This window comes from Microbacterium sp. MPR-TSA4, from assembly GCF_058792815.1.
Genome location: NZ_JBXAFF010000008.1, coordinates 47299 through 66143 on the forward strand (window position 1 = coordinate 47299; position 18845 = coordinate 66143).

Here is an 18845-nt window from a genome sequence, read left to right on the forward strand (position 1 = left end):
CGTATCCGTTGTTCTACGAGCCGCCGACCGTCATCGACTGCCAGGACGTGAACATCTTCTACGGCTCGTTCCGCGCCGTCACTGGGGTCAGCCTGGCCTTCCGCAAACAGGAGATCACCGCGTTGATCGGCCCTTCCGGGTGCGGCAAGTCCACCGTGCTGCGCTCCCTGAACCGGATGAACGACCTGGTCGAGGGTGCCCGCGTGGAGGGCTCGATCACCTTCAACGACGAGGACATTTACGCCAAGGACGTCGATGCGATCGAGGTCCGCCGCCGCATCGGCATGGTGTTCCAGAAGCCCAACCCGTTCCCCAAGTCGATCTACGACAACATCGCCTACGGTCCCCGCGTCACCGGGATGAAGGTCTCCTCGATGGATGATCTCGTCGAGGAGGCGCTCAGTAAGGCGGCGCTGTGGGACGAGGTCAAGGACAAGCTCAAGCAGTCCGCGTTCGGGCTCTCCGGCGGGCAGCAGCAGCGCCTGTGCATAGCCCGCACCATCGCCGTGCAGCCCGAAGTGATCCTCATGGACGAGCCCTGCTCGGCGCTGGACCCGATCGCGACCACCAAGATCGAAGACCTGATGCACGAGCTGCGCGGCGAGTACACGATCGTGATCGTCACCCACAACATGCAGCAGGCCGCGCGGGTGGCCGACCGCACCGCGTTTTTCACCGCCCTGGCCGACGAGACTACGGGTGATCGCACCGGGGTGCTCGTCGAGTACGACTTCACCAGCAAGCTGTTCGAGCAGCCGGCCGACCAGCGCACCGAGGACTACATCAGCGGCAGGTTCGGATGAGCATCGCACCGCTGCACGGCATCACGACCGCCGTGCTGCTCTCGCCCGATTTCGACATCCGAGGCACCGCCGCCGAGTACCGGCACTTCGGGTACTCGGTGGTGACCCACAGAGATCTCCTGGACGCCCTGCTCGAGGTCGCCCACGACCCCGGCGCGGTCCTCATCGTCTCCTCCGACTGTGACACGATGCCGCTGTCCAGCATCCTCGACCTGGCGGTCGGCATGTGCGGCCCTGATGTGATCCTCGGCCTCGGGACCGGCGACGCCGCCGACGCGATGCGAGCCGGGATCGCCGCCGGCATCCGCTCGAGCGTTGATCTCCCGCTCACCCCGGATCGTCTGCGCGCCGCGATGAAGCGGCTTCCGCAGACAGCACAAGAGGACATCGAAGCAGTCTGCGTCGGTGAGCTCACCGTCGACCCCGGCCGGCACAAGGTGTACTGGGGAGACGTGCCGATCGAGGTCACGTTGCGGGAGTTCTCGATCCTGCTCGCCCTGACCCGCGCGCACCCCTACATCGCCACGCTCGAGCAACGCGCCGTGGAGTACGCCGGCACGGCCACTGACCCCATCGCCTCCATCCGTGTCGCGATCAAACGGATCAGGATGCGTCTCTCCGAAGCGGGCGCATCACCGAATCCTCCGATCGAGACCGTCCGAGGCCTCGGTTACCGACTCGCGTCGTGATCGGCGAACCCGAGGTCGACGAGCAGCCCTTCCACCCGTCCCCGGATCTCGTCGCGCACCCGTCGTAGGCCCGGCTCGTCCAGAGTGAGCGGGTCGTCGAGATCCCAATCCAGGTAGCGCCGGCCGGGGTAGACCGGGCAGGCGTCGCCGCAGCCCATCGTGACCACGTAGTCCGCAGCCTGCACGACCTCGTCGGTGAGCGGCTTGGGGTAGTCGTCCGTGGCGGGGACGCCGACCTCGGCCAGCGACTCCGCGATCCGCGGGTGAACCTCCGCCGCCGGCTCCGACCCCGCCGTGCGCACATGCACCGCATCGCCGGCCAGATGCCGCAGATACGCTGCGGCCAGCTGCGACCGGCCCGCGTTCTGCACGCACACGAACAACACTTCCGGTGTGCCACGCAGCACCAGCCCTTTGGCAGAGGCGAGTGCGGATAGCCGCTCCGCCGCATACCGTGCGGTGAGCGCTGCCAAGTGCGTGCGTACCTGTGCACGCTGGCTGAGCAGAAGGTAGCTCTCCGCCACGTAGCGGGAGACCGTTTCCGCGCTGAACGTGGAGCTGAACCGATACGCGAGATCTCGGGCCACGCTCTCCACCGCGACCGGAAGCGCCGTCAGCGACGCCGGCGGCGGGAGCGGGATGCCCTGCGGGGGCGCGGCGGCCAGGAGCCGGCCGAACCGCACCCAGGCTCGAGCGGTCAGTGTCCAGCCGGTGTCGGGCTCGTGATGGATGATGCCGGCGGCGCGCAACGCCTCGATCGCCGTCTCGGCGCGTTCGGCCGCGACGTGCAGGATCTCGGGCAGCTGGGCAGCGGGGGCTCCTGCGGCGATCGCGCTGAGGACGCGGAGATTGAGCGTGTCGCCGAGCACCGCGGCTTGCGCTGCCCGCTCCCCCGCTTCCTCGGCATCCAGCGGCCGGCCGACCCTGTGGATCCCGGTCGGGGTCGTCATCGCAGCAAGTCCTCGATCGCCGTGCGACGCTCTTCTCGTACCGAGAGCCATACGAACTTGCCCTGCTGCTCGCGGACCAAGACGCCGTCCTCGACGAGGATCCGCACATGGTGCGTCACGGTCGGTTGCGTCAAGCCCAGCACGTCCGCCAGCTGCCCGATCGTGGCGCGACGCTGCGTGGAGCCGAGGATCACGCTGAGCAGCTGCAGGCGAGTCGGGTCGGCCACCACTCGCAGCGTCCGTGACAACTGCTCCGCCGCCGACCGCCCCAGCGGGGGGACGTCAGGCTCGGGAAGAGGTCGCGTCGCATGCATCGACCGCATTCTATGTGAGCGGGGTGTCCGGCCGGCGTTGGCGCTATCCCGTGTAGGTTCCCTTTCGGAAATGGCGACACCGCGCGGAAGCGACGAATTCCTACACTCCTTCCTGCGTGGGGCTCGGATGCCCTTGACCTACATCACCCTCCGCGCGGCAGGTGCTCGAGGTGACCGATAGCTTCCTCGAGCAGTTCGGAGACGTGATCGTCGAAGAGCGAGTAATGGATGTGCCGGCCGTCTCGGCTCCCGGTGACGAGGCTGAGGTGCCGCAACAGCCGAAGATGGTTCGACACGGTCGTCTGGCCAAGCTGCAAGTGCTCGCCGAGCTCGGTGACCGTGCTCGGCCGTGCGCGCAGCGTGCTCAGGATGCGCAGCCGCACAGGCGAGGCCAGCGCTTGCATGATCTCGGCGAGCCGCTCGGCATCCGCCACGGATAGGGAACCCGATTCCCGACGCGTCTCGCTACCGACCATGCTCACCATTGTGCCCTCCGATCACGATAATCATTCACAACTACAACATATCATGATCTTGTGATGTATCCTACTGGCATGACTGCTTTCTCCCCGACGACTACCGCGCCCGCTGCGGAGACGCACAACCATTCCCACGGTTCGGCCCGGTGGGAGTTGTGGTTCGCGATCGCCGCGGGCGTGACCTACGCCGGCGGGATGATCGCCGAGTTCGCGTTGGGGCTGCCGCTGCTCGGGTGGCCGTTGGTGTTCTTCCTCGCCACCTACTTCTTTGGCGGGTTTTTCACGTTCCGCACCGCGATCGCCTCGACGATGCGAGGGAAGTTCGAGGTCGACTTCCTCATGCTGGTCGCCGCTATCGGCGCCGCGCTCATCGGCCGGTGGGCGGAAGGGGCGGTGCTGCTGTTCCTGTTCAGCCTCGGCCACGCGCTCGAGGAATACGCCCTCAGCCGTGCCAGCAAGTCCATCGAATCGCTCGCCGAGCTCGCTCCCCGCAGCGCCCTGGTGCGCCGCGGCGGGGACGAGCCGGTGGAGGTGCCGGTGGAGGAGATCGTCGTCGGGGACATCGTCGTCATCCGCCCGAACTCCCGCATCCCCTCGGACGGGTTCGTGATCTCCGGGGTGTCCGCAGTGGATCAGTCCGCGGTCACCGGGGAGTCGATTCCGGTGGAGAAGGAGCCGGTGGCCGACCCGGAGCGGGCGATGCGCACCGTCGACACCCTGCCCGCCGCCAACCGGGTGTTCGCTGGCACCGTGAACGGGTCCGGTGTGCTCGAGGTCGAGGTCACCGCGACCTCCGCGGACTCGACGCTCAGCAAGGTCGTCGAGCTCGTCCGCTCCGCCGACCAGGCCGCCTCCCCCACACAGCAGTTCATCGGCCGGTTCCAGCGTTGGTACGTGCCCGCCGTGATCCTCGGGGTCGCCGTTACGCTCCTGATCTCCTGGCTCGCGTTCGCGCAACCGTTCCCCGACGCGTTCTACCTCGCCATGACGGTGCTCGTTGCCGCCAGCCCCTGCGCTCTCGCGATCGCAACCCCGGCCGCGGTGCTGGCGGGTGTAGCCCGTGCTGCGCGTGCCGGCGTGCTCGTCAAGGGCGGCGCCCCGCTCGAGACGCTCGGACGGGTCAAGGCGATGGCGTTCGACAAGACCGGTACCCTGACCTGGGGTGCCCCCCGGGTGACGTCCGTCACCCCTGCCACCGACGTTCCCGAGACGGAACTGATCCGCACTCTGGTCGCCGTCGAAGCGCTCAGCGATCACCCGCTGGCCGAGGCGATCGTCCGCGACCTCGAGCCTAGTGTCCCCCAGACCGAGCGCCTCACCGCGACAGACCTGAACGCGGTGGTCGGGCGTGGCGTCACGGCGACCATCGACGGCGAGCGGGTCGACGTCGGCAACCTGCGCATGTTCGACGAGCAGCAGCTCGCGCTGACCGGGACGCTCGCCGACGCGTACACGCAGGCGCGGGACTCCGGGCAGACGCTGATGATCGTCCGCCGCGGCGCCCGATTCCTCGGCATCGTCGGGGTGATGGATGCGTCCCGCGCGGAATCCGCGCAGGTGCTCAGCGCGCTCCGGGGCGCGAACGTGGGGCAGCTCGTGATGATCTCCGGCGACAACCAGCGCGTCGCCGACGCGGTCGGCCGGGAAGTCGGCGTCGACACCGCGATCGGCGAACTGCTCCCCGAGGACAAAGTCGCTCAGATCACCCGCCTCGCCGAAACCCACCGACCGATCGCGATGGTCGGCGACGGCGTCAACGACGCCCCCGCGATGGCACGCGCCGACGTCGGCATCGCGATGGGCGCCGCCGGCTCCACCGTCGCGTTGGAGACCTGCGACATCGCGCTGATGAGCGACGACCTCGGCCGCGTCCCGTTCGCGGTGCGGCTCAGCCGCGCGACCAGCCGCATCATCCGGCAGAACCTCATCGCCAGCCTCGCGATCGTCGCGTTCCTGATCCTCGCCACCTTCCTCGGCCTGAACATCGGCGCGGTCGTACTCATCCACGAAGGCTCCACCCTGATCGTCGTGGTGAACGCACTCCGCCTGCTCAACTTCGAGCGCGGCAAAGAGCATCACGGCATCGACCACGAAGACAGGCCCGCCGCCTAGCGACGCCGCGGGACGCAGGCGGCGACGTCCCCTTGCGCGGCTATGTGGCCCAGCAGGATTGCACTGTGCCGGTCGTTGCCTGCGCGACGGTCGGGATGGTCTCCACGAGTGCTCGTGTGATCTCCTCGGACGCGGGGTACTCGATGACCCGCCAACCGACGATGCCGAAGTCCTCATCCAATGCCTGCACCGCGCACGCGAACGACGTCCCAGCGGGCGGGGTGGCTTGGAAGGACACGGTCACGGTGCGCGCATCGACCAGCTCGTACCCGGTCTCGTCGAATCCGACGTCGTCGAGCGAGTTCGAGACAGACAGCCACGAAAGCCCGGCGACAGACAGGATTGCCACCGTCGCGACGGTGACCCAGAACACGCGGCGGCGGATGGGCCGCGGTCCCCGACCGTAGCGGTTGGCGAGCTCCTCTTTCGTCGTCATGTAGTGCGCCCTATCTGCGGCTGCGAGCGTCTCGGTCGGCGAGCTCGGTGAGGCGTGCGTTGTAGGCCTCGAGCTCGGCTTCGCCGGTCCGGTCGGCGTGCCGGTCTCGGCGCTTGGTCTCGCGGGCGTCGCTGCGGCTCCACTGGATCGCGACCGTGATCGCGAGGATCAGGGTGGGGATCTCGCCGATCGATCACGCGATACCGCCGCCGGTGTACTGATCCTCGAGCGGTGTGGCACCCCAGGTCCGGCCCATCGACCCGAACCAGTCGGCGACCATCAGCCCCGACTGCATCATGATGGCGATGCCGAAGAACGCGTGCATCGCCATCACGCCGATGAGCAGCAGCAGCCGGCCGGGGTAGGGAAGCCGCCACGGCACCGGGTCGATGCCGATCAGGGAGAGCGCGAACAGGTAGCCGGTGATGAGGAAGTGCGCGATCATCCACTGGTGGCCGAGGTGGTCGTACAGCGACCAGCGGAACAGGTCGGTGTAGTAGAACACCCACAGCGACCCGATGAACAGGGCGGCCGCGACGAACGGGTTCGTCAGGATGCGGGCGACGGGCGAATGCACCGCCCACAGGATCCACTCGCGGCCGCCGCGGGTGCCGTCGTCGCGTTTGCGGATCGCCCGGGCGGCGAGCGTCACCGGGGCGCCGGCGACCAGCAGCACCGGGATCGCCATCGTGAGCAGCATGTGGCCCACCATGTGCATGCTGAACAGGTAGTCCTGGTAGACGTTGACGACACCGCCGGTGACCCAGACCAGCAGCACCATGCCGGCGACCCACATGATCGTGCGAGACACCGGCCACGCGTCGCCGCGGCGGCGCAGCCGCCACACTCCGGCGAGGTAGAAGAAGATCGCGAGCCCGGCGAGCACCGCCCACAACATGTCCACGTTCCACGCGGTGACCCACCGTTCGATCGTGAGCTCCGGGGGCAGCGGGGCGCCGGTGAGGCGTTCTGCCGGCGAGGGGATCTCGGGAAGCGGGGCCGGGTTCGGTGGCGGGGTGCGGGCCAGCGCTGCGGCGGCGCCGCTGGCCACTCCCATCAGTGCCAGCTCGAACGCGATGAGCATCCAGAAAGGGCGGGATGCCGCGTCGGAGCTGCGCATCCTGCCGATCAGGCGGGTGCGGTACCACGCCCCGAAGAGGCCGAGACCGACGAGAGCGACGACCTTGATGCCCAGAATCGCGCCATAGGGCGAGAGCAGATCGGACCACTCCTGCAGGCCGATCGCCGCGCACACCGTGCCGGACACGGCGACGAGCACGAACGCGGCTAGAGCGATGCTCGAGTAGCGGGCGACGACATCGGGGATGCGGCGACGGTCGAGGACTGGACGGACGGCGATGAGCAGCAGGAGCCCGCCGAGCCACACCGCGGCGCCGATGATGTGCAGGATGAGCGCCATCATCGCCTCGTGGTGGAAGGCGTCGTCGCCGGAGTGCCCCTGCGTGCCCATCGGCACGAGCGATGCCACCGCCACCAGGGCGACCAGAACTGTCCCGACCCAAGACCGCACGGCGAAGGTCAGGACGGTGAGGGCGGCGCCGGCGACCATCGTGATCAGCCATGTCCTGCCGACCTCGAGCTCGACGAGGAACCGGCCGAGCTGGACACCGAACTGGGGGCCTGCGTCGATGGCCGGGTTGAACACGCTGAGAAACGTGAGGAACCCGGTCGCGCCCGCGGCCACGGTGAACACGGCGGCAGAGATCGACGCGGTATCGAGGGCGACGTCGAACTCGCGCTCACCGGACCGCAGCGTGAACAACGCGGTCACGAGCACACCGACCATGCCCGCGGCGGCGAGATTCACGACCAGTTTCGCGACCGGAAGCCCCCAGCGCACAACAGGGCCGGCGTCGCCGAGCGGGAGCTGCGCAGCACCCCCACCAAACCACAACGCGCCGACCAAGGCGATGAGTGCGACCCCGCCGAGGATCGCAGACCCTGCGACCCGCAAGACGCGAGGAGTCATTCCTGTCGCGGTCGGAGTGACCGCTGTCCGCGTTCAGTGGTATCCGCACGCGTGGTAACGGGAATCGAGGGTATCGGGGTCATGTGCGTGCTTTCGGCTCGGGCAAGCGGTCGGAGCAGGGGTGCGGGGTCAGGTGAGCCCCGAGTAGGAGTGCAGGCCCTGGAAGAACATGTTCACGATCGTGAAGTTGAACAGCACCGCGACGAACCCGATGATGGACAGCCAGGCGGAGCGGGTACCGCGCCAGCCCCGGGTCGCGCGCGCGTGGATGTAGCCGGCGTAGAGCACCCAGATCACGAACGTCCACACCTCCTTGACATCGAAGCCCCAGTAGCGACCCCAGGAGTCGTTGGCCCAGATCGCACCGGCGATCAGGGTGAACGTCCAGAACACGAACCCCACGATCGCGAACCGGTACGCGAGGGACTCGAGCACGTCGGCGGTGGGCAGAGTGCGCAGGAACCCGGGACCGGCTGCGCGGGCAGTGTCCGAAGATGCTCGGGCGCGGCGCTCCCGGCGGGTCTGCAGAAGTTGGGTGATGGAGATGCCGCAGGCGATCGCGAACAGGGCGGTGGCCAGGGAGGCGACGAAGACGTGGATGACCAGCCACACGCTCTTGAGCGGATCCATCAGCGGAACGACCTCGACGTAGAACGAGATCGTCGCGCCGCCCAGCAGCAGCACCACCATGCCGATCAGGAACGCACCGAGGAAGCGGAGGTCGTAGCGGCGCAGCACCAGCAGGTAGACGGCGACGATCAGGACCGTGCCGGTCAACGCGAACTCGTACATGTTCGCCCACGGCACCCGCTCCGCGGCGATCCCGCGCAGGATGGTGCCGGCCAGGTGGAACAGGAACGCGAGGACCGTCAGCGACGTCCCGATCCGCGCCCACAGCAGCCGTTGACGCTGCGCGGGCGGCGTGCGAACACTGTCCACCGACCCACTCTGGGCGTTCTCCGTCTGCTGGCCAGCCCGTGCGGTAGCACCGGCCAGGGCCGGCTCCCGCTGCGGGACGCTGGCGGGAACGGAGCGCCCGGCCAGGTCGATGGTGTACGCGATGAACGCGAGCAGGTAGGTGGCGATCGCCGTCCACACCAGCAGCAGTGAGATGCCGTCGAGGGAGAGCGCGTCGGTTCCGGTCATGGCAGGGTCGTCCTCTTCGTCGTTGCGGTCAGGGGTTGCCCGCGAGCGGGGTGGCGCGGTAGATCGGTGCGGCACATGGGTCAGCCCGCGTTCGCTTCCAGCCAGGCCAGCGAGTCCACGGCGGTTCCGTCGAGGTAGACCTCGAAGTGCAGATGGTTCGCGGTGGAGCGTCCCGTGCTGCCGACGAGTCCGACCAGCTGCCCGGCCGTGACGGTCTGCCCGGCGGCGACCTGCCGGCTTCCGGTCTGCATGTGCGGGTACACCGTGCTCACCTGTTGCCCGTTCAGCACGGACTCCACCACGACGGTCACCCCGTAGCCGCCGTAGCTGTCCTGCGAGATCCGCACGACGCCGTCGACGGACGCGTAGACGGGGGTTCCGCCGGCAGCGACCATGTCGGTGCCCATATGCGCGCCGCTTCGAGCACCGAAGCGGTCGGTCACGGTGAACGGACCGCCCACCGGCCACCGCACGGCTCCACTGCCTTGGGGCACGATGCTGTAGTCGAAGGGCACCGAGGCGACCTGTGCGGAGGCGCGGGCACGTTGTGCGGCTGCTTCTGCCGCCTTCTTCTGGTCGATCTCCGCCTGGGTGGTGGCCGAGTAACTCTCCCGTGTGAGCTGCGTCCCAGTCGCGTCAGAGGCGACGATCAAGGATTGCGCGTCCTCGGACGCGACTTGCTGCAGTGTCGGGATCTCGAGGTCCGCCGGCTGCCAGGCGGCATACGCGGGGAGAGCGAAGGTGGCGATCAGGCCGGTGACCACCGTCAGGACCGCCAGGGACCGCACTGGACGCAGCGCGATCGCCCGACCACGGGCGGACGTCTCTGCAGGCGGGCGCCCTGGGGGGCGGGTGGTGATGCTGGTGGCTGGCGGGGTTGCGGCGCGGCGGAGGCTGCGGCGCGTGGGGGGCGTCTGGGGCTGGTCGCCGCCGCCGGGTGGGCTGGTCTGGTCAGTCATGATGTCCTGGTTTCGTTTCGGGTCAGATGGACACGCCGCGGTCGGCGAGGAAGGTGATGGGGTTGACCGGGGAGCCGTTCACGTAGGCCTCGAAGTGCAGGTTGCAACCGAACGCGTTGCCGGTGTTGCCTTCGCTGCCGATCAGGTCGCCGGCGTTCACGCGTTGGCCGTATCCGACGTAGAAGCCGCCGGGGCGGATGTGGGCGTATCCGGTGCCGATCCCGCCGCCGTGGTCGATCTTGATGTAGTTGCCGTAGCCGCCGTTGTACCCGGCGTGGACCACGGTGCCGGTCGCGGCGGCGTAGATCCCCGCGCCGCACCCGCCGCTGAGGTCGACGCCGTAGTGGTAGCTGGTCGAGCAGTACCCGTTGCCGCACTGGGAGCTGCGCGGCCCGAACCCCGAGGTCCGGTGCCCGGAGGTCGGCCGTGCCCACCCGGAGCTGACCACACCCCCACCGCCACCTCCCGAGGCGGCGAGCCGTTCCGCTTCGGCGCGCTCCGCCGCTCGCCGCTGCTCCTCGGCGAGGCGGGCAGCCTCCACCCCGGCCTGATAGTCGGCGATGGTCTTCGCGGTGGTGTCCTCGAGGGCGGCGAGCTGGGCCTGCAGCTCGCCGAGGTGGAGGGTCTGCGCGTCCAGCGCGGCCTGCGCGGCATCGGCGGCCTGCTGCGACTCGAGCATCTTCTGCTCGGCGACCTGCTGCAGCCGGTCGCGCTCATCCCAGGCCACCACCGCCTGATCGGTCAGGCTCTGCGCGGCATCGCGGGCGGTGAGCGCCGCAGCGTAGACGGCCTGGTTGCGTTCCAGCAGCTTGTCCATCACGCCCAACCGGGACAGGAGATCGTCCGCGGTCGCGGCCGACCCGGCGAAGAACAGCTCGAGGGAGGTGGTATCGCCCCCGTCGCGGTACAGCTGCGCAGCGATGCGGCCGGCCTTGTTCGCCGCATCGGTCGCGTTCTGCGCCTCCGCGTCGGCTTGGGACTGCAACGTGTCGGCGCGGATGGATGCGTCGAAGTACTCCTGCTGGGCGGTGTAGAACGCACCAGCGGCCTGCTCGGCGGCGGTGCGGGTGCGCGCCACCTCGCCGGTCAGACTTTGGATGAGGCCCTGGATCCGCTGCACCTCGGCAGCTTTGGTGGCCTCGTTCGCTTTCGCGGCCTGCACGTCCTCCCAGGACGGATAGGTCGCCGCGAACGCTCCCGGCAGCAGCGGGCCGGCGACCAGGACGGCAGCCGCGCTCACCGTTCCCGCGGTCAGCAGAGTGCGTCGGCTCACCCCGGCCCGGAATACGCGGCTCTCCGCGGGCGTGGGCGCGCACCCGCACTCCTCCGCCGTCAGGTCACTGGGAATGGTGAGATCGCTGCCCGTCGCCAGCGTTCGCAGCGACCAGGCCAGTCGACCTCCGGCAGGCCTCACCCGTGGCGTGTTCATGACTGCCTCCCCGGATCAGTCGAACGATCTGCGCCGTCCGCACGCGTGCGGGCACGGTGGAAGAACCCCGCCGCGGTGAGAGCGCCGGCGGCAGCGAGGACGATGAGAGCGGTGAGCCAGGGACCGAGGATCACCGCCGGGGTGAGTCCGGTGCGCAGCGGGACAGTGGTGATCGACGCGTCAGCGGTATCGACACCGATGCTGTCGACGGTGGTGCCGTCCGGGGTGATGACCTGGCTGGTGCCCACCGTGGAGACGTTGACCACCGCGCGGCCGGTTTCGATGGCGCGCATCCGGGCGAACGCGAGCTGCTGCAGGTTCTCGTCGGTGCCACGGAAGTCGGCGTTGTTGGTCTGGAACACGAACACCTCTGCGCCGGCGCGGGCGCCGCCCCAGATCACGGCGTCGTAGATCACGTCGAAGCAGATCGCCAACCCCACCCCGACGTCCCCGACCTGCACGATGGGCGGGTTGGTGCCCGGGGTGTACTCGCGTTGGATCAGTCCGACCAGGTCGGGGACGATCAGCTCGTAGAACCACCGGTCCGGCACGTACTCCCCGAACGGGACCGGGTTGACCTTGTCGTGCCACTGCCGGCCCGTGGGGTCCGCGGTCCACAACAGGGACGTGTTGAACACCTCGGCGCCGCGGATGGTGGCGGCGTTCATCAGCAACGGCGCCCCGGCCGAGCGCACGACCCGGTCCAACGCCTCGGCGGCGGCGGGATCACTGAGCGGGTCGGCGTCGACGCCGCCCTCCGGCCAGGCCAGCAGATCCATCGGCTGCCCGTACAGCGGCACAGTGGCGGCGGTCTGCGCGGCCAGGACGTCGCCGGGCGCCTTGTCGTCGAAGTACCCGGTGGGGCCGTTGCCCTGCACCCATCCCACGCGGAACTCCCCGGCCGGCGCGGTGGGGAACTGCGGCGCTATCACCAGGAGAGCGGCGACGCTCACGGCAGGATGCAGCCCGAGCATGAAGCGGATGCCGCCGGCGCGGATCCACTGCACCACAGAGGCGCACACCACGACAATCAGCAGGGACAGGCCGGTCACGCTCGTCCACGACGCGACCTCCGCGAGCGGCCCGCCCATCTGGGTCATTCCAAGGCGCGCCCACGGGAACCCGGAGTACGGCCACGCACCCATCACCACCTCACGGGCCGTCCACAGAACCGCGATCAGCGGAGGCACCGCGAGCAGCTGCACGAGGCCGCGGGCCGGATAGCGGGCGGTCCACCGGTAGGCGAGCGCGATTGGCACCGCGCCCGCGCCGAACAGGACCGCTTCCAGCCCGGCGAGGGCAAGCCACGGCACCGGGCCGAGAAACTCCCCCACCCACACCAGATGGGTCGTATAGAACACGGCGCCGAACACAGTGCCGACCAGCAACGCCCCGCCGATGCTGCGGCCGATCAGGGCCACCAGGGCCACCGTGACACTCACGAACGTCAACAGCCACCACCCCACCGGTGCGGAGGCGAGATCCAGCAGCAGGCCGGCGGCCGCGGATGCCAGCACCGCCGCCCACACCGGCAGCGACCATGCCGCAACGGTGCGGCGCGGCGTCTCCTGCTCCGGCGCGGCGGCCGGGGCGGGTGTCGGCAGGGGCGTGCGCATCGGTCAGGTGTCTTTCTGGTGGAGTCGGGTGAGGTAGTCGTTGTACGCGTCGAGCTCAGGGTCGCCGTGTGCGTCGGCGCGACGGTCGGCGGCGACCGCTTGGGCGGTGTCGTCGCGGAACCAGCGGTGCATGACGTAGATGAGCATCAGCAAGGTGGGGGCCTCGCCGTAGGACCAAGCCAGCCCGCCGGCGAGGCGCTGGTCTTCGATCGGGTCGATGCCCAGCGCGCTCGTCGGACCGGCGAACCCGTCGATGAGGGTAGTGGTGGCCATCATCAGGAAGACGCCGAAGAAGGCGTGCAGGGCGGCCTCGGCGAACACGTCCAGGGCGCGGCCGCCGTGACTCATCCGCACCGGCAGCGAGTCCGACGACAGGATCGGGATGGTGAACAGCATCCCCGCGACCAGGAACCCGACCTCGAGGAGGGTATGCCCGGTGACGGTGGACAAGATCGGATCGGCGAAGTTCGCCAGGTACAGACCGTAGAACGCGGCCAGGTATAGCGGCACCGCCAGCCACGGGCTCAGCAGCCACCGTGCGGTGCGACTGCGCAGCCCGGCATGCGCGGCACGCAGCACCAGGAGACCTGGGCCGTGGTGCGGGGTAGCGCGTAGCAGCAGGGTGCCGGGAGAGCCGAGGACCAGCAGCGGCGGGATCGCCATCATCAGGGTGAGCTGCTGGAACATGAACACCGAGAACAGGGCGTACCCGTAGTTCTCCACCGCCAGCCCGGTGACCGCGGCGAGGGCGACGCAGCCGAGCAGGAAGCTGACCGTCCGCCACACCGGCCAGCCGCGGCCGCGGACCCACATCCGGATCGCGCCGGCCAGGTAGGCGACCGCGAGCAGTCCCGCGAGGAGCGGTAGCACCGGAGCCGGAAGTGGGGCCGGGGTGAGGAACCCGCCGAGGGTCGGCGGGGCGTCCGAGATCCACACGGTCGTCACGGCGTGTCCTTCTCCGCCGGCGCGACGTCGAGGGTCTGCGCGTGGCGGGTCGCGAACTCGTCGACGGCGCGCGCCAGCGCGGGGTCTTCGCCTCGGGCGAGGCCGGCGTACTCGATGTGCACACCGTCCGGGGTGGTGCGGGCTTTCACCCAGAGCCTTCGGCGGGGCACGAACAGGCCGGCGAAAAGGCCGAGGGTGGCGAGCACGGAGAACGCGAGCACCCAGCCGCTGCTGGGGTCGCGTTGGATCTGCAGCGACGCGAACCGCTTCACCGGTTCCTCCGCCGTGACCTCCTCCCAGGTGATGGTGCCCCACCCGTTCGGCAGGTCGACGGTGGCGCCGGGGGTGAGCTCGAGGGAGTCGGCGGCGGTGTCGCCGCCGGTGTGCTGGGTGAGACCGTCGACCTCGAGCGTGTAAACCGACCTGGGGGTGCCGTCGTCGATGCCGAGATCCCCGCTGAACACGTTGAGGGTCAGCACCGGGTTGACCACGTCCGGGTAGACGGAGGTGAACGCGCCGGAGGGCAGCACCCCCTGGGTGGGGTAGAAGAACCCGACCAGCCCGACCTGTTCGGGCAGCCCGTCCGGGATCTTGATGATCCCCAGCGAGGTCATGTTGGAGTCCTGCGGCAGGAACGGCTGCGACTCGCTGTACACCACCTCGCCGGCGGCGTCACGGATCGTGAGAGTGGGGGCGTAGCCGTTGCCGAGCAGGTAGATGCGGTCGCCGTCGACGGTGATCGGATAGTTCACGATCACGCTCTGCGCCCGGTCGTCCTGCCCGGGCTGGCGGATCGTGACATCGGCGGAGAAGTCGCCGGCCTGGCCTGCGCCGGGGGTGCCGGGCAGCCGGTAGGAAACCTGGAAGTCGTCGAGGGTGAGCGAGTAGGGGGCAAGGCCCGTGCCGTCGACGAACCGGCCGGGGTTGAACGAGGAGTAGTCGCTGAGCGCGTTCACGAACGTGGTGCCCTCCACCACCACCCGCTGCCCGGTATACGCGAACGACCCGCCGATCGCCACGGAGACCAGCACGCCGACGAGGGCAACGTGGAAGATCAGGTTGCCGGTCTCGCGCAGGTAGCCGCGTTCGGCCGACACCGACGCGGCTCCGCGGGCGTCGAATCGCTCCACCCGGTACCCGGCACGCCGCAGCTGCTCCGCCGCGACATCCACCGCGTGCCCGGCCGCGTCGGTCCGCCCCTCCCCCGCCGGCAACGTGAGCTCCCGGTACTCCGAGAGGCGCGACAGCCGCGCCGGGGTGCGCGGCGGGCGGGAACGCAGCGCCTTGTAGTGGTGCTTGGCGCGCGGGATCACGCAACCGATCAGAGAGGTGAACAGCAACAGATAGATCGCGGAGAACCACGGCGACAGATACACGTCGAACAGGCCCACCGCCTCCGCCAGCGGGAACACATCGGGGTTGTCCCGCTCCCACTGGATGACGCCGTTGGGGTCGGCGCTGCGCTGCGGAAACAGAGACCCCGGCACCGCGGCGATCGCGAGAAACAGCAGCAGCACCAGCGCGGTGCGCATGCTGGTCAGCTGCCGCCACGCCCACCGCAACCACCCCGTGACGCCCAGCGCCGGCTGGGTGATCTCCGTCGCGGTGTCGACATCGGTGTCCGCGTGGTCGCCGGGGCGCAGCGGGTCGGCCGTGATGTCGGTGCCGATGTCAGAGCGGGAGGGGGACATTGATCACCACCTGTTGCAGCTGCGACATCAGCGCCGTCCACAGCCCGGTCACCATCAGCAGGCCCAGGGCGATGAGCATGGCCCCGCCGATGATGTTCAGGGCGCGGATGTGGCGGCGCAGGAACGTCACCGACCGGGACGCCCACCCCCACCCGGCCGCGAGGATCAGGAACGGGATGCCCAGACCCAGCGAGTACGCCAGCCCGAGCAGGCCCGCGCGGGCGGGGTCGCCGAGGTTCCACGACATCGAGATGATCGCTGCGAGCGTCGGGCCGATGCAGGGGGTCCAGCCGACGCCGAGCGCGAACCCGAGAAGCGGCGCCCCGATCAGCCCTGCCCTGCCCTGGGCGCGGGGGCGGAGAGTGCGCTGCGCGATGCCGAAGAACCCGAGGAACACCAGGCCCAGGGCAATGATGACGACCCCGAAGACGCGAGTGAGCACATTGGCGTATTGCAGCAGCAGGTACCCGAAGGTGCCGCCGAGGATCGTGACGGCGACGAACACCACCGTGAACCCGGCGATGAACAATGTCACGCCCAGCAGCAGCCGAGCGCGCTCCGCCGTCACCGTGCGCCCCCCGTCCACCGTGGGGGCCGCGGTCGTCGTGGTGGTGCTGCCGAGGTAGCCGAGGTAGCCGGGCACCAACGGCAGCACGCACGGGGACACGAACGAGACCAGCCCGGCGAGAATCGCGACCGGGATCGCGACCCACAGGGCACCGTCGACGATCACCTGGCCCGGGTTCACGAGCTGTCCTCGGCGAGGGTATCGGCGACCAGGGTGGACAGAATCGACGCGCTGGCCAGCTGCCCGATGATCCGCGCCGCGACCCGCCCCTCCCGGTCGATGACCAGAGTGGTGGGGGTGGCCTGGATCGGGGTGACCTGCGCGAACGCGAGCTTGACCCGTCCGTCGTTCACGTCGATCACGCTCGGGTAGGTGACGTTGTTGTCTCTCGCGAACGACAGTGCGGTGGCGGGCTGGTCGTAGGTGTTCACCCCGAGGAAAGCGACGCCCTGATCCTGGTACTCCTGCCAGACCTCCTCGAGCAGGGGCGCTTCGACGATGCACGGCCCGCACGCGGCGTACCAGAAGTTCACCACCAGCACCCCGCCGCGGTAATCGTCACTGGACACCGTCTCGCCGGTCTCGGTGACCCCCTCGAACACCACCGGCTCCCCGCGGTCGGGATCCGGAATCTCGACGACCTGGAAGTCGCCAGCGATGTAGCCCTTCTCGTTCCCGTCCCGGTACTGCTGCGCAAGCGAATCGCTGGACGTGCACCCGGCCAGCAGCAGCGCCGCGACCAGCGTCACAGCGACAAGGACGCGGCGCCGGATCATGCGCGCTTGACCTTGATCAGGGCGCCGGCGACCAGGAACACGACCGCCGCGACCGGCTGCGCCGCAGTCCACACCGGGCCGGAAAACGGGAACGGGAACACCGGGTTCCAGATCACCACGATCACCGCAAACACCGGCAGCCACCACCACTGCCGCGCCTGGATCGCGAACCACCCCACGATGACCGCGAAGATCGCCGCGACAAACAGCACCACCGTGAACCAGTCCCCACCCATCAGCACCGGCGCGAGGAACAACACCGCCGCCGCGAGCAGCCCCGGCGCAAACGCATTGCGCTGGTACACGGACGGAGTCCGCTGCTTCGCCATCATGACCCGCTCCCTACGGAGCCCGTCGCAGGCGACGCACCGGTTGCCGCGCTCGCGCGGGCGCGGCGGTGACGGACCCACAGGCTTAGACCGAGGACGATGACGCCGGCGCCGAGGGCGACGTCAGCGAGGTTGCCGATGAACAGGTTCCCGTAGGCGAGGAAGTCGGTGACGTGCCCGACCCCGAACCCGGGGGGGGAGAACAGCCGGTCGATCAGGTTCCCGATCGCCCCCCCCAGGATCAGCCCGATCCCCAACGCCCACCATCCGGTCCGCGCCCGCGCGGCGGCCACAACCAGCAGCACCACGGCACCGACCCCGAGGAGAGTGAGCAGCCCGGTGACCCCGGCTCCGAGAGAGAGGATCGCGCCGGGGTTGAACGCGAGCTGCAGCCCGAGCAGATCCCCCAGCAGCGGGATCCGCTCCTCCTGACTCAACCCTCCCAGTGCGGCCGCCTTCGTCGCCTGGTCGACCAGGACCACCACAGCGGCGGCCAGGCACGCGACCGCGAACCGCCGGGTCTGCTCACGAACCATCAGCGGCTCCTCGTGCGTTCGCGGCGGTCGCTGATACCCCGGCCATCAGACCGGCTATCAGGAAGAGACCTTTGGTGTCAGAAGTCGAAGAGGTCACCGAGGAACCCTTCCTTCCGCCGACGCCCGGAGCGACCGTGATGATCCCTGTCGCGGTCAGAACGGTGGTCGCCCTCCCGCGGATAGGGGGCGGTGCGGGTTTGCCGGCCGCCGCCGGCGAGGTCGGCGGCACGGTCGATGATCTTGTCGAGCTCGCCGCGGTCCAGCCAGACGCCCCGGCACTGCGGGCAGTAGTCGATCTCTACCCCGGAGCGTTCCGTGATCAGCAGGGCGGTCCCGTCGACCGGACATTTCATGAGGGGTTCTCCTTCTGTTGCTGGTCGTCGGCGGGTCCACCATCCGCGGCGGCCGCGGCTGCGGCTGCTCGGTCGCGGCGACGACGCTCTCTGGCCACCATGAGCACGACCACCAGCGCGCCGCCCAGCACGATCACGCCGCTGGCGACGGCCAAGACCGGCAGAAGCTCCCCACCCCCGGAGGGCTCACCGTGACCGGGGTTCCCGGTGGTGTCGGTGGACGTCGGAGACGGGTCGGGTGTCTGCTCCTCGGTCGCTTCGGGGGTGGGGATGCTGGTGGGGACGGTGATCGCTTCGACGGTGTACTGGTACTCGTTGCTGATCGGGTGCCCGTCGCTGGACACGACCCGCCACCGCACCGTGTACACGCCCGCCTGACCGGGCGTCACCGTCTGGGTGACCGTGGTCCCGTCGATGACCGGATCCCCCGATGCGATATTCTGCCCGTCCGGGGCGACCACCTCGAAGATCACGGCGCTGAAATCGGTGAGGATCTCGCCGCTGAACGTCAGCGAGATCTCCTCCGGGACCACGCTGACCGTGGATCCGGAATCCGGGGAGGAGGAGACGATCTCATCGTGCGCGGCTGCGGGCGCCGCGGTGGCGAACAGGAGCCCGGCGGCCAGCAGCAGCGCCGTCAGGGCGGGCAGGAGGAGGACGCGTCTCCGTGAGCCGGATCGGTGCGGGTGTTCGTGGTCGGTGACCGTGGTCAAGGCGGTGGTCC

Annotated in this window: 19 protein-coding genes and 1 pseudogene; 3 read left to right on the plus strand and 17 right to left on the minus strand. The window is 69.4% G+C overall.

What is annotated here, in order from left to right; all coding sequences use genetic code 11:
* The first annotated feature begins 32 nt into the window (after positions 1-32).
* Both pstB and AC1Q49_RS05950 read left to right on the plus strand, forming a co-directional pair.
* The gene (pstB, locus tag AC1Q49_RS05945; protein ID WP_231734935.1) at positions 33-803 is read left to right on the plus strand and encodes a phosphate ABC transporter ATP-binding protein PstB; all 771 of its coding nucleotides are present in this window, start codon (positions 33-35) and stop codon (positions 801-803) included.
* Entirely contained in the window at positions 800-1492 is a 693-nt protein-coding gene (locus AC1Q49_RS05950) for a winged helix-turn-helix domain-containing protein (RefSeq protein ID WP_492491200.1), read from the plus strand. The genes pstB and AC1Q49_RS05950 overlap by 4 nt, the downstream gene beginning before the upstream one ends.
* Here the strand turns inward: AC1Q49_RS05950 and AC1Q49_RS05955 are convergent.
* The 3 genes from AC1Q49_RS05955 to AC1Q49_RS05965 form a co-directional block, all read right to left on the minus strand.
* A complete protein-coding gene (locus AC1Q49_RS05955; protein ID WP_492491201.1) occupies positions 1474-2442 on the minus strand; it encodes an arsenate reductase ArsC in 969 nt (322 codons plus the stop codon). The two genes, AC1Q49_RS05950 and AC1Q49_RS05955, sit on opposite strands and share 19 nt — an antisense overlap.
* Entirely contained in the window at positions 2439-2765 is a 327-nt protein-coding gene (locus AC1Q49_RS05960) for a metalloregulator ArsR/SmtB family transcription factor (protein WP_082734081.1), read from the minus strand. The genes AC1Q49_RS05955 and AC1Q49_RS05960 overlap by 4 nt, the downstream gene beginning before the upstream one ends.
* A 134-nt stretch (positions 2766-2899) precedes the next feature.
* Positions 2900-3241, minus strand: a complete 342-nt coding sequence (locus AC1Q49_RS05965) for an ArsR/SmtB family transcription factor (protein WP_492491202.1) — start codon at positions 3239-3241, stop codon at positions 2900-2902.
* Between the two features lie 69 nt (positions 3242-3310).
* On the opposite strand from AC1Q49_RS05965, the gene AC1Q49_RS05970 reads away from it, so the two are divergent.
* Complete coding sequence (locus AC1Q49_RS05970; RefSeq protein WP_492491203.1) at positions 3311-5347, plus strand: heavy metal translocating P-type ATPase; 2037 nt, start codon at positions 3311-3313, stop codon at positions 5345-5347.
* Positions 5348-5387: 40 nt separating this feature from the next.
* On the opposite strand, the gene AC1Q49_RS05975 is transcribed toward AC1Q49_RS05970, so the two are convergent.
* The 14 genes and pseudogenes from AC1Q49_RS05975 to AC1Q49_RS06040 all read right to left on the minus strand — a co-directional run bounded on the left by AC1Q49_RS05975 (position 5388) and on the right by AC1Q49_RS06040 (position 18834).
* Positions 5388-5783, minus strand: coding sequence for a DUF4307 domain-containing protein (locus tag AC1Q49_RS05975; RefSeq protein ID WP_492491204.1), 396 nt, complete (start codon positions 5781-5783; stop codon positions 5388-5390).
* A 10-nt stretch (positions 5784-5793) separates the two neighbouring features.
* Positions 5794-7773: pseudogene (locus AC1Q49_RS05980) on the minus strand (bifunctional copper resistance protein CopD/cytochrome c oxidase assembly protein).
* 129 nt (positions 7774-7902) lie between these two features.
* Positions 7903-8919: a c-type cytochrome biogenesis protein CcsB gene (gene ccsB, locus AC1Q49_RS05985; RefSeq protein WP_492491205.1), complete on the minus strand. Its 1017-nt coding sequence runs from the start codon at positions 8917-8919 to the stop codon at positions 7903-7905.
* Positions 8920-8999: 80 nt separating this feature from the next.
* Positions 9000-9707, minus strand: coding sequence for a M23 family metallopeptidase (locus AC1Q49_RS05990; protein WP_492491206.1), 708 nt, complete (start codon positions 9705-9707; stop codon positions 9000-9002).
* Between the two features lie 193 nt (positions 9708-9900).
* A complete protein-coding gene (locus tag AC1Q49_RS05995; RefSeq protein WP_492491207.1) occupies positions 9901-11307 on the minus strand; it encodes a peptidoglycan DD-metalloendopeptidase family protein in 1407 nt (468 codons plus the stop codon).
* A complete protein-coding gene (gene lnt / locus AC1Q49_RS06000; RefSeq protein WP_492491208.1) occupies positions 11304-12923 on the minus strand; it encodes an apolipoprotein N-acyltransferase in 1620 nt (539 codons plus the stop codon). The genes AC1Q49_RS05995 and lnt overlap by 4 nt, the downstream gene beginning before the upstream one ends.
* A 3-nt stretch (positions 12924-12926) precedes the next feature.
* Positions 12927-13868: a cytochrome c oxidase assembly protein gene (locus tag AC1Q49_RS06005; protein ID WP_492491209.1), complete on the minus strand. Its 942-nt coding sequence runs from the start codon at positions 13866-13868 to the stop codon at positions 12927-12929.
* Positions 13865-15559, minus strand: coding sequence for a cytochrome c biogenesis protein ResB (gene resB, locus AC1Q49_RS06010; protein ID WP_492491210.1), 1695 nt, complete (start codon positions 15557-15559; stop codon positions 13865-13867). Before resB ends, AC1Q49_RS06005 begins: the two co-directional genes overlap by 4 nt.
* Positions 15540-16307 carry a cytochrome c biogenesis CcdA family protein gene (locus tag AC1Q49_RS06015; RefSeq protein WP_005054907.1) on the minus strand — a complete coding sequence of 256 codons (768 nt, stop codon included), beginning with the start codon at positions 16305-16307 and terminating at the stop codon, positions 15540-15542. The genes resB and AC1Q49_RS06015 overlap by 20 nt, the downstream gene beginning before the upstream one ends.
* Positions 16304-16903, minus strand: a complete 600-nt coding sequence (locus AC1Q49_RS06020) for a TlpA family protein disulfide reductase (RefSeq protein ID WP_060958836.1) — start codon at positions 16901-16903, stop codon at positions 16304-16306. The genes AC1Q49_RS06015 and AC1Q49_RS06020 overlap by 4 nt, the downstream gene beginning before the upstream one ends.
* The gene (locus AC1Q49_RS06025) at positions 16900-17235 is read right to left on the minus strand and encodes a DUF6804 family protein (protein ID WP_060958837.1); all 336 of its coding nucleotides are present in this window, start codon (positions 17233-17235) and stop codon (positions 16900-16902) included. The genes AC1Q49_RS06020 and AC1Q49_RS06025 overlap by 4 nt, the downstream gene beginning before the upstream one ends.
* Positions 17232-17768 carry a signal peptidase II gene (locus AC1Q49_RS06030; RefSeq protein WP_060958838.1) on the minus strand — a complete coding sequence of 179 codons (537 nt, stop codon included), beginning with the start codon at positions 17766-17768 and terminating at the stop codon, positions 17232-17234. Before AC1Q49_RS06030 ends, AC1Q49_RS06025 begins: the two co-directional genes overlap by 4 nt.
* Before the next feature lie 77 nt (positions 17769-17845).
* Complete coding sequence (locus AC1Q49_RS06035; RefSeq protein WP_060958839.1) at positions 17846-18121, minus strand: TFIIB-type zinc ribbon-containing protein; 276 nt, start codon at positions 18119-18121, stop codon at positions 17846-17848.
* Positions 18118-18834, minus strand: coding sequence for a copper resistance CopC family protein (locus tag AC1Q49_RS06040; protein ID WP_060958840.1), 717 nt, complete (start codon positions 18832-18834; stop codon positions 18118-18120). The genes AC1Q49_RS06035 and AC1Q49_RS06040 overlap by 4 nt, the downstream gene beginning before the upstream one ends.
* Positions 18835-18845 lie beyond the last annotated feature (11 nt).

Coding starts and splice junctions, on each gene's coding strand:
- AC1Q49_RS06025 (WP_060958837.1), bottom strand. CDS start 17,235: ATGATGGCGAAGCAGCGGACTCCGTCCGTGTACCAGCGCAATGCGTTT.
- AC1Q49_RS05960 (WP_082734081.1), bottom strand. CDS start 2,765: ATGCGGTCGATGCATGCGACGCGACCTCTTCCCGAGCCTGACGTCCCC.
- AC1Q49_RS05975 (WP_492491204.1), bottom strand. CDS start 5,783: ATGACGACGAAAGAGGAGCTCGCCAACCGCTACGGTCGGGGACCGCGG.
- ccsB (WP_492491205.1), bottom strand. CDS start 8,919: ATGACCGGAACCGACGCGCTCTCCCTCGACGGCATCTCACTGCTGCTG.
- resB (WP_492491210.1), bottom strand. CDS start 15,559: ATGTCCCCCTCCCGCTCTGACATCGGCACCGACATCACGGCCGACCCG.
- AC1Q49_RS05970 (WP_492491203.1), top strand. CDS start 3,311: ATGACTGCTTTCTCCCCGACGACTACCGCGCCCGCTGCGGAGACGCAC.
- AC1Q49_RS06035 (WP_060958839.1), bottom strand. CDS start 18,121: ATGAAATGTCCGGTCGACGGGACCGCCCTGCTGATCACGGAACGCTCC.
- AC1Q49_RS05950 (WP_492491200.1), top strand. CDS start 800: ATGAGCATCGCACCGCTGCACGGCATCACGACCGCCGTGCTGCTCTCG.
- AC1Q49_RS05965 (WP_492491202.1), bottom strand. CDS start 3,241: ATGGTGAGCATGGTCGGTAGCGAGACGCGTCGGGAATCGGGTTCCCTA.
- AC1Q49_RS06030 (WP_060958838.1), bottom strand. CDS start 17,768: ATGGTTCGTGAGCAGACCCGGCGGTTCGCGGTCGCGTGCCTGGCCGCC.
- AC1Q49_RS05995 (WP_492491207.1), bottom strand. CDS start 11,307: ATGAACACGCCACGGGTGAGGCCTGCCGGAGGTCGACTGGCCTGGTCG.
- lnt (WP_492491208.1), bottom strand. CDS start 12,923: ATGCGCACGCCCCTGCCGACACCCGCCCCGGCCGCCGCGCCGGAGCAG.
- AC1Q49_RS06020 (WP_060958836.1), bottom strand. CDS start 16,903: ATGATCCGGCGCCGCGTCCTTGTCGCTGTGACGCTGGTCGCGGCGCTG.
- AC1Q49_RS05955 (WP_492491201.1), bottom strand. CDS start 2,442: ATGACGACCCCGACCGGGATCCACAGGGTCGGCCGGCCGCTGGATGCC.